Origin of the sequence: Sporosarcina ureae (assembly GCF_002109325.1) — a bacterium.
Lineage (GTDB): Bacteria > Bacillota > Bacilli > Bacillales_A > Planococcaceae > Sporosarcina > Sporosarcina ureae_C.
Genome location: NZ_CP015348.1, coordinates 1,962,501 through 1,976,870, shown reverse-complemented (window position 1 = coordinate 1,976,870; position 14,370 = coordinate 1,962,501). Strand labels below are relative to the sequence as shown.

Annotated in this window: 8 protein-coding genes and 2 rRNA genes (1 of these 10 cut by a window edge); 2 read left to right on the top strand and 8 right to left on the bottom strand. The window is 40.8% G+C overall.

Translation table 11 applies throughout. From position 1 onward, the window contains the following. Positions 1-12: 12 nt before the first annotated feature. The 6 genes from SporoP32a_RS09835 to SporoP32a_RS09810 form a co-directional block, all read right to left on the bottom strand. On the bottom strand, positions 13-2,571 hold the full coding sequence (locus tag SporoP32a_RS09835) for a winged helix-turn-helix domain-containing protein (RefSeq protein WP_085427732.1): 2,559 nt from the start codon (positions 2,569-2,571) through the stop codon (positions 13-15). 68 nt (positions 2,572-2,639) lie between these two features. Next, on the bottom strand, positions 2,640-3,917 hold the full coding sequence (locus SporoP32a_RS09830) for a helix-turn-helix domain-containing protein (protein ID WP_085427731.1): 1,278 nt from the start codon (positions 3,915-3,917) through the stop codon (positions 2,640-2,642). 33 nt (positions 3,918-3,950) lie between these two features. Continuing rightward, positions 3,951-5,678 (bottom strand): polysaccharide deacetylase family protein, encoded by a 1,728-nt coding sequence (locus SporoP32a_RS09825; RefSeq protein WP_085427730.1) that lies wholly within the window; start codon positions 5,676-5,678, stop codon positions 3,951-3,953. 32 nt (positions 5,679-5,710) lie between these two features. Then, on the bottom strand, positions 5,711-7,507 hold the full coding sequence (locus SporoP32a_RS09820) for a glycosyltransferase family 2 protein (RefSeq protein WP_085427729.1): 1,797 nt from the start codon (positions 7,505-7,507) through the stop codon (positions 5,711-5,713). Positions 7,508-7,522: 15 nt separating this feature from the next. Continuing rightward, entirely contained in the window at positions 7,523-8,842 is a 1,320-nt protein-coding gene (locus SporoP32a_RS09815; RefSeq protein ID WP_085427728.1) for a nucleotide sugar dehydrogenase, read from the bottom strand. A gap of 18 nt (positions 8,843-8,860) precedes the next feature. After that, positions 8,861-10,090, bottom strand: a complete 1,230-nt coding sequence (locus tag SporoP32a_RS09810; protein WP_232319507.1) for a polysaccharide deacetylase family protein — start codon at positions 10,088-10,090, stop codon at positions 8,861-8,863. A gap of 1,055 nt (positions 10,091-11,145) precedes the next feature. On the opposite strand from SporoP32a_RS09810, the gene SporoP32a_RS09805 reads away from it, so the two are divergent. After that, entirely contained in the window at positions 11,146-11,529 is a 384-nt protein-coding gene (locus SporoP32a_RS09805; RefSeq protein WP_085427726.1) for a helix-turn-helix domain-containing protein, read from the top strand. Between the two features lie 229 nt (positions 11,530-11,758). Then, positions 11,759-11,989 carry a hypothetical protein gene (locus SporoP32a_RS09800; RefSeq protein ID WP_085427725.1) on the top strand — a complete coding sequence of 77 codons (231 nt, stop codon included), beginning with the start codon at positions 11,759-11,761 and terminating at the stop codon, positions 11,987-11,989. Between the two features lie 718 nt (positions 11,990-12,707). Here SporoP32a_RS09800 and rrf read toward each other — a convergent pair. Together rrf and SporoP32a_RS09790 are read right to left on the bottom strand one after the other, a co-directional pair. Continuing rightward, positions 12,708-12,823, bottom strand: a 5S ribosomal RNA gene (gene rrf, locus SporoP32a_RS09795). 74 nt (positions 12,824-12,897) lie between these two features. Next, a 23S ribosomal RNA gene (locus SporoP32a_RS09790) occupies positions 12,898-14,370 on the bottom strand; it runs 1,456 nt beyond the window's last position.

Here is a 14,370-nt window from a genome sequence, read left to right as displayed (position 1 = left end):
TCGATAGTAGTTCTACTGCCAATCCTTCACTTGCAATATAGCTTGAGTTCGCGAGCTGACATTGAGCTTTTTATACACCTTCGATAAATACACTCTAACGGTTCCCTCTGAAAGGAATAGTTGTTCAGCTATTTCCTTATTTGTTGAACCTGTCGCAAGTGCTTTGATCAGCTCTTCCTCTCGCGGAGTTAGCTTCGGTTTACTATGATGAGTGGTTGTGGGACGAGTGATATGGTCTGTGCGTAACGACTGTGCAAAAACAAGCGGGACCGTCTCCCATTCTGCCCGTTCAAAATTCATTCGACTTTTGATATAACTGATCAGCACTGAATTTAATGCTTTTTCATCCATGAATAGTCTTTTATAACCTGACTTCACTGCCAATTCGAGTGCTTCATGAAGTGTCTCCACCGCCAGTTTTCTCTTATTGGTTTGCCACATGCAGATTGATCGCAATACCTTTGCTTCTATTAAAGTTGTCAATTGAAAATTTTCTTTAGCTTCTTGCGCCACTTGATCAATATAATAAAGAGCTCTTCGGATATTGCCTTTTTCCATATGCCATCTTGCTCGTACGAGAATCCAGAATTCCAAGCGGGGCTCTGCCTGCTTGTAGGTTAGACTTGATGATCTGTTCAATTCAAATTCCGCCCGATCTAAAGACCCTTCCCGAATATAACCAAGTGCTTTCATTGTAATTAAAATACATTGCCAGTTGGGATTAACCGCTGACTCTATCGCGTGGTTGAGTATGGCTTGTGCTTTGATAAACTGTTTACCGTCTAGATAAATCTTCGCTTGTAAAATGTACATGGGGACAGACAAGCCTGCGTCGGCATGACGGTAAGTATATTCCATTGCCTTTTCTATATATTGCTCTGATTCGGGCAGTAGATTCATTTCATAAAGAACTTCGGCTTGCAGACCATAACTATACCCGGCTAAATTGTGGGCGAGGAATTTATCACTTCGCAACGTGTCATTGTATATAGATAATTGTTTGATGGAGCACAGTTTACCTCTGTTGCCTAAACTAGTGCGTAACAACTGTGGTTCAAAGTGGTTATAAATGATGGACACATGTTTCCATCGAGAATCTGTTGAAAATGGGTGATTGTGAATCTTTTGCTGTAAATACAGGACTCTCTTATCTGTCGGTCCACACTGCGTACACAACATAAAGACTTTTACGACCTCTAAAATTAGTGATGCATCTTCCAATGCGGTCTCACTTTTCCAACCATCTTTTTCATGTCTACGATCAAGCTCTCTAACAATCGATCCTGCCTTTTCCATCTCAAACTGCATGGCTAGATTGAATGCGTATATGGCAAGCGTTTCGACATGAATTTCAAAGGAGTTTTTACGAAGCGTCTTAACCCACCACATAAACATTTCTATTTGTTTAGATAAAACGATGTTTACTAGATTCACTTCGATCCAATGATCCGCTACGGTGAAGAGTTTTCCTTTTACCGCTAGCTCTATTGCTAGAGCATAATTACCTTGTTCATATTCGACGTACGCTGCTTTGGTATAAATTTCAGTGATAGAGTCTTTGGAAAAACGTTGATGCATCTCGTTTTGTAAAGCAGTTGAAAATAGACTATGATATCTGTATGTCAAATGACTGTTATCTAACCGATGAATAAACAGCCCTCTTTTTTCTATATCTTTCAATCTATCTTCACTATCACTACGACCCAATACCTGATTACATTTTTCAGGTATTAATTCATTCAACATGGATGTACGTATAAGAAAGTCTTGCATCGAAGGCTTGAGGCTCGATAAAACTTCATAGAGTAAGTGATTTGCTACCACGGGTGATAATATGGAAGAGTCCTTTGACTCCCATTGACGATCATCCTCTATTCCCGCCAAGTGGATTAATTGGATCCCTAAAGCCCAACCTTCTGTAATACGTAATACTTGCTGATAAAAAAATATAGAATGACTCATTTCAGGTGAATGCTTGCTATATAGCTCTCGAATTTCATGCAGTTGAAATTGTAGTTGTTGAATACCAATTTCATATACCCAACCTTTTGTCCGCCACTTTGAAACAGTTAGTGGTACTTCATTTTGACTCGCTATGAACAGCTTTACGTGATGTGGTAAGTAATCGATGAATCTGTTCATCATTTTATGGATGACTGGATTCGTGATCATATGATAATCATCTAGAATAAGTGCGGTTTTACCATGCATGTTAGTTAGTTCATTCAACAATATGTCGACGATCATGAAATGAGGTGGGCTAGTTTTAACGAATGACAATAGTTTTTCTGTATCGAACGCTTTCCCAATTCCACCTAGTGCGGTAATCACGTACGTCCAAAACCGAACCGGATCATTATCCATTCCATCCAATGTGAGCCAAGCCGTTGAGTCTTTTGTCTCGAAGAGTGATTTACTTAGCAACATCGTCTTTCCGTATCCCTTTGGTGCACGAATAATAGTAAGTCGCACTACCCTCATATGAATAGGAACCTCTATGTCTTTTCTGAAGATTATTTCTTCGTTTGCTAGTGGCATTTTAATTTTTTCATCTGCTCCATGTACTTTCATGAATCTTCTCTCCCCTCGGTCGCTTTACGACTCACACTAGGATATGGACGGTACATACTGTTCACTTGTCATGAAGATATATCTGTATTAAAAAATATTTCCCCAATTGGCTTATTAAGTACATCCGAAATCTTTTTCATTGTTTTGGCACTTGGATAGTACGCACCGTTCTCTATTTTGGATAAGGCTGTACGTCCGATCCCCACTCGCTCGGCCAACTCTGCCTGCGTCAGATTCATTTGTTTCCTAAGTTCTTTTATATGATTGGCAAACATCTCGTTTTCTCCTCTCGCCTTCGCTTTATAATTGACGGCTTTATTCAGGAATTCCAATGTGGATGTTTCCATTCCCCCCATTCGCCATAAAGAAACCCTCGTCTGTCCCTCTTCAGCTGAAATCTTCATCCATTGATACAAGGTTTGCTGATCTCCATACCAAACAGTAAACGTATCACCATGTGCATCTTGGTAATCAAAGTACATGCTGCCACTCGATGGATCTCGCATAGGTACAACATCCGCTGTTTCAGCAAGACCCTCTGCATCCATCTCTGTGAGGGTTTTCGTTTCCCCATTTCCGTGCTGCCAACTAAAACCGCCAGCTGATAAGGCGATAACCGGTTGCCCAGGAAGAGTATTCATTTTATTCACTACTTTACGGATGAACTCGTCATCCGCTTTTGGGCCCGGCTCGGAATGCCCCCCATGTAAGTTATAAGCCATCATGACGTAAACCGGTCCTGTTGGAAAGTTGTATTGTTCCACGTGTAAGTTAGGCTCCAATATAATACGCAATGGTTTTCCTTGTGCTTCAAGAACGACATGCAGTTCTTGATAAAACTGGATCAAATTCGGCAAGTCCTCTTCGTTTATATTTTCGTAGTCTATTTCAAGACCTTCAAATTGATAGGTATCGATGTACTCCAAAATATTATCAATATGTTGTTTACGACTTTCAGGCGTTTCTATCAATCGTCCAATTAACTCTGAATCTTTGTGGACAACTGTTCCATCGGGTAGAAACAGATCATTCACAATCGTTAAATCCAGCGGGATATTACGTTCTTTTGATAGCTTCTTCATACCAGCAATGGCATCGTCCATTTTATCGCGGAAGTAAATGTGATCTTCCCCATCGAAATATGCTGCAAAAACCTGTGCTCTATCAAGACCTTCAACTTGTCGTAGATCCTCCACTCCGCTTTGCCATTGCCATTCTGTAACCCAAGCTGAAAACTTCAATTCATCTAGAACTGATAAATCCATAGTTTGCTGTTTCTTTTCCTGACATCCACTGAAAAAGAGGCAGGAAATCACAATGAATATGATGTTTTTAGTAGTTAGCATTGAAATCTCCGCCTTTTCAGCTCATGCCAGTCATTAGAAATTATCAACAACCCAGTTCATTGCAGACTTGATAGAACCGACAAACGTATACATGACTTGCTGTGGTTTTTGTATTTCATTTGTGAATAATGTAGTTTGCGCAACGTCTTTATTTGCTAATGAAGTGATTGTGATATCACTGAAGTGTGCATCATGGATTGGATCATTAAAGTCACCTGTTATCCATGTAGAACCAAGTGCTAGTTTGCCAGCTTGAATATCTGGATTGATAGCTAGCTTATTGATAACTTTTTTGTCATTTATCCAAATGGATAACTTATTATCTTGAAGCTTCATTTCTATATACTTTTCGTTGGGTAGTTTTTCTTGTTGCACTTCATTTTCATTTCTTGAAGTGGACTCATCACTATCAGTCGCTTGAGCGTGATTGATTATCTCAATTGACTGGGTATCAAGCAATTCATTCAAATGACCTTCTACTTTTTCTTCAATAATTATTTGATCATTTTCAAATGCTATTTTCACATATCCATCACCATTATCACTACGCCGTAAGAAAATGGATTGTTGACCTTCAACATCCCCGCCCACTTTGCCAGTAAATTGAATGTCTTTGTCATTACTCTCTGTCAATATCAATTTCCCTTGCTTTCTTGCTTTTGATGTAAGTGTAATGGTGTTCTCGTTGAACTCAGCCGCCCCTTCCACTTCCTTCCATTGCCTCGCTTGTTTTTCATTCCCTTTTACAAATTCTACTTTTTGGTTGGTGTCTTTTTGAATTTTCATTAGCAAATGATTGGTTGACCAGGAAGGCACGGGCTGGACACGTGTAAGATTATATAATTCATTATCCTTTGTGTTGTACGCGTCTCCTTCTTGATTGAAGTGCATATCGAAAGTCTTTCTAATTTCCTTGTCGTTTACTTCGGTAACCAAATTGTTTGCCGTATTGTAGAGCCCATTGGCGTGCATGATCATGTAGACACCCGGTGTCGAACCCAACTGTTTTTGATATGTTTGACGCATCTCTTCGTAATCCTTTGTAATTCGTCGCTCCATCTCTACACGATTTTCACTAGGGATCAAGTACTGATCGCGGATAAAGTCCATCGAAAAGTGATTGTACGAATCGATTTCATCCTTACTCAGTACTTCCTCATCATTGCGTATGTTCAGAAATGTGCCTGCTTTATTGAAGATATTGATATATGTTAAGCGGTTGCCATTACTGCCTAATTCCCAAAAACCGCTTTTTTGCATCTGCTTCAAATGTGAAGGCTGCAAAAACCGTTTATCCTTCTCATTCAATTTATTGGCAAAGGATAGTAATGTTGCTTTGTAGTTATATTTCTTCAACAATGGATTGACGAATACACTCGTATCCGTACGGCCATCTTCAAAAGCAAGAAACAATGCCTTTTCGGGTAATGGTTTCTTTTTCTTATAGAAGTCCAAGACATCTTGTTGAGAGATGGTCACGAATCCTTGGTCTGTTAACGCTTGCAGCTGCTGTTGCAATTGCTTCTTAGCAAACAGTGAATCTGAACCATCCCTCGATACACCAGGATAGGATAGTGCAATAAAGCCTTTCTTGTTTTTCCATTCCTTACTATCTGTTGCATCATAACGATTCATTTCGACAAACGTTTGGAATACAAGGAAGACTACGATCAGTAAGATAGCTAATTGAAAAATCGAACGTCTTACTTTCCTACGATTCTTCATTTCATAATCTAATACTTCATTATTTTTTTGTTTCATACGCCATTCTCCTTGTCTACAAATTCATATAGTTATGATTTGATAGTTAGAGGATCTTTTTTCAACTTCTTCCCCAATTTCTTCTCTCGTGCTTCGATGTCTTGTGGTGTATCACGTGTTCCCCAAGTAGATTTCCAGAAGGTTACCCAGGCAACCGGCATCTGCCACAAAAGAACTGCTTCATACATCAACACGAAGACAAATCCGAAGATCCACAAGCTGCTTCTTTTAAAGAACAAGTAAGCCGCGCTCATCATGAAGGCCATTAGGAATAGTCCCATTAAAAATGTCGCTGGGAATATACCGTGATACAGCGGTACATATACTAAGTTGTACAGTACAACTACTGGCGCGGCTATCGGTACAATCAGTCCTACATAAAAGAACAAAGCCATGAATACTTCCTTTTTCCAAATAAAAGTTCCTGCACGTAGTGATTCACGTAACCACGAACGTTTCCAACGCATTTGTTGTTTTAAAAACACACCAAATTTATCAGGTACAACTGTCGAACAAATTGCTTTATCTTGATATGCTGTGCGATGTGTTTGTAAAATAAAGTTGGTCATACTGCGATCATCACCAAATGTTGCTGGCTGGCCTAAGAAGGTTTGATTGAGCCAATCTTCCTGGTGTTCGAGAATCAAGGATTTTCTGTAACAAGAAAGCGGACCCGATAAACAAGTAACGCAATCAAAGTATGATTCAGCTGCCTTCATGACGCGGAAGGCAATGTAATAACGTACAACTTGTAATTTAGTAATACTGTTTGCATATTTATTTTCAACATCCGTTCGACCAGCAACGCCACCCATTTTAGGATCTTGAAACGGCTGGACTAAATTCAAAATGGCGTTTGGTTCTAGAAAACTATCAGAATCAACGAATACTACGAGGTCGTGCTTAGCCATTGCTACACCATCAACCAAAGCTTCGCGTTTCCCACCGTTTTTCGGCATAACGTATACTTGTAATCGCTCTTTTATTTTGTAAACTTCATCTTCTTGTCCCAACTTTTCTACCGCTTTCCAAACATTTTCTACCGTGAGATCTGTAGACTGATCATCTACAACGATTACTTCCAGCTTGTCGATAGGATAGTTCTGATTTAGACAGCTGTAAATCGTTTTATGAATCCATTCCTCTTCATTGAAGACAGGAATGATAATGGAAACACCCGGACGATAATTTGGGTTAATTGGGACATTTTTATATAAGGCTCCAAATATATAACGAGTCAGCAAGAAGGTAGCTGCAATGAGACTATAGAAGTAAATGAATTTATTGAATTTAAAGTAGACTAAACTTTCAACACGCATTAATACAATGAAGAATGATACGAGCAGTAGACTGGCAAGAGTGATAGTCGTAATAAATCTCCATTTCGTTCTTTGGAAGTACGTATCCAAAGATTCAACAAATCTGAATACCATTTTCCAGCTTACTTCACCATTTGGCATCTTCACTTCTTGCCAGCTAACTGTTCCTTGGATTCTCACTGTCGACTCGTACCCTTCGCCCAATGTTCCTTCGGGAATTTTAAAGCGTAAGTTTACAACATCACCGGCTTTCAGTGCATTCATAGATGAATCGAAGTCCACAATCAGCTCAGTTTTAGATATTTCGATAGCTTTTGTTTTCATTTTAGTGCCGAACATTTTTTCTTTCATTATGACGTTGAAGTCGCATGAGCAGGAATCTTTCAACAGGCGATTTGTTTCGACCATGTTGCCTTCTTCATCTCTTCGAACTATTGGAACGTTCGGAAGAAGTGTCGATTCACTAGTGTGTCTGACTACTGTTTTGGTCGTTAGTTTTTCTTTCACCATAATTCCACTCCTTTCTTATAGACTCCAATATCGAATATTTTGCTCTTCAAACTCCTTTTTATTGTAGATACCTTTTATATCTACTAATAGCTGCGTAGTCTCTGACTTGAACATTTGCTGGAAATCTTCCAGCCTAAGTCCCCTGTATGTTTCATGAGGTACTGCCACAATCACCGCATGCAAGTCTTTGAATTCATCAACTGACGTTAGTGTAATACCACATTCTTCTTTCACTGCTTGGGGATCTGCTAATGGGTCTGCTACAATAGGTTCGATTCCATACTCTTTTAATTCATTGATAATATCGAGTACTTTCGTGTTACGGAAGTCGGGACAATCTTCTTTAAAGGTTAGGCCCAGTACGCCTACTTTAATATCGTTCATATTCACTTTCTGCTGCGCCAGATTTTTAAGGATTTGCTGGGAAATGTATATTGCCATGGAATCATTGATATGACGCCCCGCAAGTAATATCCTAGATCGGTAACCGCAATCTTCTGCTTTATATGTTAAATAGTAGGGGTCAATTCCGATACAATGTCCTCCTACTAAGCCCGGTGAGAACGGTAAGAAGTTCCACTTGGTTTTCGCCGCCCGTAAGACTGCCTGTGTGTCAATCTTCATTTGATTGAACAGCATGGAAAGTTCATTCATGAACGCAATGTTGATATCCCGTTGTGCATTTTCAATAACTTTTGCCGCTTCTGCTACTTTGATACATTCCGCACGGTATACACCGACATCAATAATCATTTCATAGACGCTTGCCACAGTATCCAGTGTTTTTTTATCACTACCCGAGACGATTTTCACAATATTTTCAAGACGATGTACTTGATCACCCGGATTAATTCGCTCTGGCGAGTAGCCAACCGTAAAATCTGTTCCAAACTTCAGGTTGGATGCTGCTTCAAGTTCGAGTATGCATACTTCCTCTGTAACCCCTGGATAAACTGTTGATTCATAGACTACGATCGATCCTTTCTTCATATTTCGGCCCACAGCTTGGCTGGCCAATTGAAGAAATTTTAAATCTGGGAGATTTCCTGACTGAATAGGAGTGGGAACGGCGACAACGAAAAACTTTGCATCTTGTAAGTCTTTTTCATCTGAAGTGAATAGCATACTTGTATCGCGTACTCGTTCGTCTCCTACATCGCCCGTCACGTCAATTCCAGCGAATAATTGATCGATCTTTTTTTCACTAACATCGAAACCTATGACGTCAGCCACTTCCGAAAATGCGATAGCCACCGGTAGTCCTACGTAACCCAAACCAACTACCGCAATCTTTTCCTGTTTATCTGCGATTCGCTCGTATAATGTATTCGCCATTGATACCATCTCCATCTATTAGTTATTCTTCATTCGCATTAATTCGGACATATGTTTAAATGTGTAGCCTTCCTCGCGTAATGTATGAATCACCTTAGGTAGGGCTTCGATCGTATGTGTGCCATCTAAGATGTGAAGTACGATGACGCTTCCATCTCCGCGTTTATTGATGACGCGTTTTACAATTTCATCTGCATCATTTTCCAGGTCCCAGTCAAACGGTGTGACATCATATAATGCAATACTTTTATAACCTGTAGCCATAGCAATCTTTGCAGTTTCTTCATCTATTTCTCCTGTAGCAGGACGAAATAACATTGTGGGCCTTGCTTGAATAGCTTCGGTAATCGCTCTGTGGGATTTCACCAAATCCTCTTGTAACCTTTCAGGGGTCATCCCTGTTACAACTTCATGACCGTATGAGTGACTTGCTACTTCATGCCCCTGTTCATAAATTGCTCGTGCTAGGTTTGGATTCTTCTCTACACCTTTACCAATCAGGAAGAACGTGGACGGAACCTTCTCCTCTTTTAAAATGTCTAGAATCTTGGACACTGTATAGTCGCTTGCCCAGTCATCGAATGTCAGTGCAATAACTTTTTCTTCCGTTTGAGCGTCGTAGAAGATGTTGGTTTTGATGTCTTTATAGTTTGGATTGATTTTGATTCGATCATAGCCTGTAATTTGCTCCAGTGATTTGCGTTCAGTTCCCCTATCGACCAGTTCTTTTAGCAGGACCAATTTATAGCCTGTTTTTTCTACAGCTTTTGCGATATATGGAATGGATCCTACTACCTCGGGATTGATGTCCGTATGCATAGAAATGATGGACCCGCGTGTTATATATCTTTCAATATAGTCTCCAATTGTTTTAGCCCCTTGCATATCCCCTTCACGTGGATTGATTGTGTAATTAATGACTGCATCCATTCCCAGTTGTGCAGTGACTGCTTGCAGTTCTTCATTGTAATCACCAGATCTAGTCCTTACATAACGAGGTGTAACACCGGTTTCATTTCGAATTACTTCATTACTCAGTTTCACTTCTTTATATAGCTGTTCATAACTCATATTCCGAATTTCCATTTGATTCAATGTGTTGTTTTCTATTTCATGACCACGTTCCAAAATCAACTTAGCAATTTCAGGCTCTTCTGCTACCCGAATACCAGGTAAAAAGAATGTAGCAGGAATATTGTTTTCCTCTAATGCATCCAAAAGTTCCAACATCGTCTTTTTATCAGCCATTCCGTTAAATGTTAGGGATAACTCCTTTCTAGTAGTCCATACAAAAGAAAGAGCCTCACTTTTCTCACCGACATAGTGGTCTACCTTTTCACTGGCTAATGCGACTGCATTAGAGTCATTATTTGCTCTATTTCCAAATAGAGGTGAACACCCTCCTACTACCAATATAGAACTTAGAAATAAAAGAAGAGTGGTAGACTTCATTTTGCTCTTGTTGCGAGATTCCTTAGATTCATAACGCATTCTCAACACCTGCACTTTCTGTGTCACCACATTTTTAGTCAAATTTGTTAGTATAAAGTACAAAGATTACACTAAGTATTCCGAACGACCTGTGTTAATAAGAAGTTCAGACCTGTTCGCTGACTACATAAAAGTTCTACTGCTTTTCGTTACGTATGTTTTTACTATCGCCTATCACTACAATCATCCTTATAATTACTGTCCAGCAAACTAATACAAAAGCTAAAATGCTACACAAGATAAACGTAAGCAGATGCAAAGGTAAACTGTGGAATATATAATGTGGGTAGCCGTATACATCGGAACCCCTTCTACTCCCCTTTCTATATCAAGAATTATTTTGTGTTGTTTTTCTAAACAAAGAGAGCAAAAAAACTTTTTGTTTAGCCTTACAACACATATTATGCCCTTTTGTTCTTTTTGTCAACACATTTGTCAGATAATTCTATCGCGTAATAAAATGAATTTTTAATACATGAGTTTCTTTGTAGGCTCGTTAAAAATACATATAGAAAGTAAACTATTTAAAAACTAAGGGATATGGAGTATAGAAGTTCACCACTCAATAAAGTAAAATAACTATATAGGCAAAAATTCAAATACAGTGCTGTATCCGCTTTAACTATATTTATCTAAGCTATCATCAGACGAGATCTATCGAAGGTTTATTTGAATAGTGTAATTTTTTTAATAAAATAGTCTTTTTACCTATTAGACTTTTGACTTTGTTCTGTTTATCTTTATATAAATAGGCTATAATAGTAATGCATACTTTTTACTAAAAACTGTAGATAGATAAGGTGGGGATATTATTGAACGAGTTTGGAAATCGTCTACGGAAATTACGTGAACAACGTGAAATGACTTTACGTTATTTGGCAGATCGCGCTGACTTGAGCTACTCTTTCATTGCTTCACTGGAGAAAGGTAGATACAATCCTTCTCGTGAAACGATTTGTGCATTGGCAGCTGCGTTAGAGACGGATAAAAACGAGTTACTAATATTGGCAGGTTACTTACCTAACGAAACAGTAGATCAAGCCATCTCTTCTTCAAAAAACAAGAGACAACCTAAAGATCTTGCTCTTGAGAATATTTTACGCGGACAAGTATCTTTTAACGGAATAGACTTATCTGACGCAGATAAAAATGCACTGTTGGCCTTCATGCAAACTATGTTTAGTTTGAGAAAATAATCTAATTACCCTTTTTCAATAAATTAACAATACTCAATAGTAATTTCTATCATTCTACTTTATAATAACGGTAGAATGATTTTTATATTCACAAATATTCTATTTGAAGCATATAATATAATTCAGGCTCATTTTGAAGCCGGCTGCAAAGTACCTGCTAGCCTGAAAGTTATTCGCTTCGGCCCCTCCGTCGATCCGTTCTTTGGCTAATTACAAGGAGATGAGCAATATGCCGGCTTATATGGTTAATGAGTATTATATTTTTACTTCATTTGAAGATATGTCTTCTCTTATTCATGATATTATCCACTATTCTCTTCTACCTACACAGCATGATCATCATTCATTTTCTATTCTTACTGGCCAACTAGACATCGCTGCTTTGCAGTTCCAATCAGATAATGGACAGTCCATTGCTGTGCGCTACGAGAGTGAAGATGATATTTACTACTCTGTGTGAGTAGTAAAACCAAAGCAAACAAAAATTAATAGGTATTTATTATTTAATCCATGGGCTTTTCTAACATGGGTTTTTTTATTCTACTTTTTAAAAAGGTTTATGCGATGGGGGACTAATGAGCAGTTGTGGAGGGCTATAGAGCGGTGAGCGTGGTTGATAGAGCGGTCACGGCGACGCATAGAGCACTCAACGACGCCAATAGAGCGGTTAACGCAGCGGATAGAGCGCTTGTGGTGAAAGATTGATCGACACATAATTATTGGTGGAAATTAGCTACATATTGAAGGCTATGAGCGGTTGTGGGGGATGATAGAGCGGTGAGCACGGTGGATAGAGCGGTCACGGCGAGGAATAGAGCACTCAGCGATGCCAATAGAGCACTCAGCGATGCCAATAGAGCGGTCAACGCAGTAGATAGAGCGCTTATAGAGATAATTGATCGACACAGATAATCATAGTGGAAAATGAAGGCTATGAGCGGTTTTCAGAGGCTATAGAGCGTTGAGCACGGCAGATAGAGCGGCCACGGCGAGGAATAGAGCACTCAGCGACGCCCATAGAGCGGTCAACGCAGCGGATAGAGCGCTCACGGAGAAAGATTGATTATACTGGATAAAAAGGTAACGCAATAACTAAACGGGATCATCTCCTCTTTAATGCGATTAAATTCTCCCTGAAAGCACAAAAAAGCCACTCCCCAAAGGGAATGGCTTCGCGTGCCTAGCAACGTCCTACTCTCACAGGGGGAAACCCCCAACTACCATCGGCGCTGAAGAGCTTAACTTCCGTGTTCGGTATGGGAACGGGTGTGACCTCTTCGCCATCATTACTAGACTCTTTGAGTAAAGCTTGTTCACTCAAAACTGAATAAAAGACATTGGCGTAGTTCAAGTAACTACTTTTTAAAATAGGTTAAGTCCTCGATCGATTAGTATCTGTCAGCTACATACGTCGCCGTACTTACACCCCAGACCTATCCACCTCATCATCTTTGAGGGATCTTACTTACTTGCGTAATGGGAAATCTCATCTTGAAGGGGGCTTCATGCTTAGATGCTTTCAGCATTTATCTCGTCCATACATAGCTACCCAGCGATGCCTTTGGCAAGACAACTGGTACACCAGCGGTATGTCCATCCCGGTCCTCTCGTACTAAGGACAGCTCTCCTCAAATTTCCTGCGCCCGCGACGGATAGGGACCGAACTGTCTCACGACGTTCTGAACCCAGCTCGCGTGCCGCTTTAATGGGCGAACAGCCCAACCCTTGGGACCGACTACAGCCCCAGGATGCGACGAGCCGACATCGAGGTGCCAAACCTCCCCGTCGATGTGGACTCTTGGGGGAGATAAGCCTGTTATCCCCGGGGTAGCTTTTATCCGTTGAGCGATGGCCCTTCCATGCGGAACCACCGGATCACTAAGTCCGTCTTTCGACCCTGCTCGACTTGTAGGTCTCGCAGTCAAGCTCCCTTATGCCTTTGCACTCTACGAATGATGTCCAACCATTCTGAGGGAACCTTTGAGCGCCTCCGTTACTCTTTAGGAGGCGACCGCCCCAGTCAAACTGCCCACCTGACACTGTCTCCTGCCCGGATCACGGGCAAGGGTTAGAAGTCCAATACAGCCAGGGTAGTATCCCACCAATGCCTCCTCCGAAGCTAGCGCTCCGGAATCCTAGGCTCCTACCTATCCTGTACAGGCTGCACCGGAATTCAATATCAGGCTACAGTAAAGCTCCACGGGGTCTTTCCGTCCTGTCGCGGGTAATGCGCATCTTCACGCATATTATAATTTCACCGAGTCTCTCGTTGAGACAGTGCCCAGATCGTTACGCCTTTCGTGCGGGTCGGAACTTACCCGACAAGGAATTTCGCTACCTTAGGACCGTTATAGTTACGGCCGCCGTTTACTGGGGCTTCAATTCAGAGCTTCGCTTGCGCTAACCCCTCCTCTTAACCTTCCAGCACCGGGCAGGCGTCAGCCCCTATACGTCATCTTACGATTTTGCAGAGACCTGTGTTTTTGCTAAACAGTCGCCTGGGCCTATTCACTGCGGCTCTCTCGGGCTATTCACCCTACCAGAGCACCCCTTCTCCCGAAGTTACGGGGTCATTTTGCCGAGTTCCTTAACGAGAGTTCTCTCGATCACCTTAGGATTCTCTCCTCGCCTACCTGTGTCGGTTTGCGGTACAGGCACCTCCCGCCTCGCTAGAGGCTTTTCTTGGCAGTGTGAAATCAGGGACTCTGGAGATAAATCTCCTCGCCATCACAGCCTAGTGTTATATGAGAACGGGATTTGCCTCGTTCTCCACCTCACTGCTTAGACACACAACCAACTGTGTGCTCACCCTATCCTACTGCGTCCCCCCATTACTCAAAC

Coding starts and splice junctions, on each gene's coding strand:
- SporoP32a_RS09835 (WP_085427732.1), bottom strand. CDS start 2,571: ATGAAAGTACATGGAGCAGATGAAAAAATTAAAATGCCACTAGCAAAC.
- SporoP32a_RS09830 (WP_085427731.1), bottom strand. CDS start 3,917: ATGCTAACTACTAAAAACATCATATTCATTGTGATTTCCTGCCTCTTT.
- SporoP32a_RS09825 (WP_085427730.1), bottom strand. CDS start 5,678: ATGAAACAAAAAAATAATGAAGTATTAGATTATGAAATGAAGAATCGT.
- SporoP32a_RS09820 (WP_085427729.1), bottom strand. CDS start 7,507: ATGGTGAAAGAAAAACTAACGACCAAAACAGTAGTCAGACACACTAGT.
- SporoP32a_RS09815 (WP_085427728.1), bottom strand. CDS start 8,842: ATGGCGAATACATTATACGAGCGAATCGCAGATAAACAGGAAAAGATT.
- SporoP32a_RS09810 (WP_232319507.1), bottom strand. CDS start 10,090: ATGGCTGATAAAAAGACGATGTTGGAACTTTTGGATGCATTAGAGGAA.
- SporoP32a_RS09800 (WP_085427725.1), top strand. CDS start 11,759: ATGCCGGCTTATATGGTTAATGAGTATTATATTTTTACTTCATTTGAA.